Genomic DNA, 571 nt, shown 5'->3' on the forward strand with positions numbered 1-571 from the left:
CGCCACCGGCGCCCGGTAGAGGTGGAAGCCGAAGGTGCCGATCTCCGCCGCCGTCGCCCACTCCAGCCGGACGCTCCACCCGGCCACGCCGCCAACCCGGAAGTACAGTAACTCCACCGCCGTCGGAATGTTCACGATGACCTCGTCGTCCCTGTCTTCGTTCGCCGGGTTGTCGTAGACATCCACCACGTCGCTCACGATCGCCGTGTTCACCGTAGTGGTGATGTCGTGGACCACGCGGAAGACGGTGGTGATGTGGAAGGACTCGCCCGGTGCCAGGTCGCGCCCGAAGCCATAGGGCGCCGGACCCGTCAGGTCGTACCAGGTCAGAAGGCCGTCGTCGGCAGGCTCGTTGGGGTAGACCGTGGCGGTTATGAAACTCAAGTAGTACGGGTCATATTGGTCCACCAGCGGCAGGACGTCTATGGTGCTGATGCCGACATTGGTGATGACGATGGTGAAGGTCACGTAGTTGGGCAGGAGTTCGTCCAGGTCCGCCGCGACCAGTTGCTTATCCACCACCACCGCCGGGTCTGTGAGCGCCACGGGCGCGTCGTCGGTGTCGGTGAGG

The 571-nt window shown here is 64.4% G+C and carries 1 protein-coding gene; it reads right to left on the reverse strand.

Translation table 11 applies throughout. The features are described 5' to 3' along the window. Positions 1 to 571: hypothetical protein (locus tag NZ653_10165; GenBank protein ID MCS7287479.1), on the reverse strand; the 571-nt coding region annotated here is incomplete at both ends.

The organism is Anaerolineae bacterium (assembly GCA_025062375.1).
Lineage (GTDB): Bacteria > Chloroflexota > Anaerolineae > SpSt-600 > SpSt-600 > SpSt-600.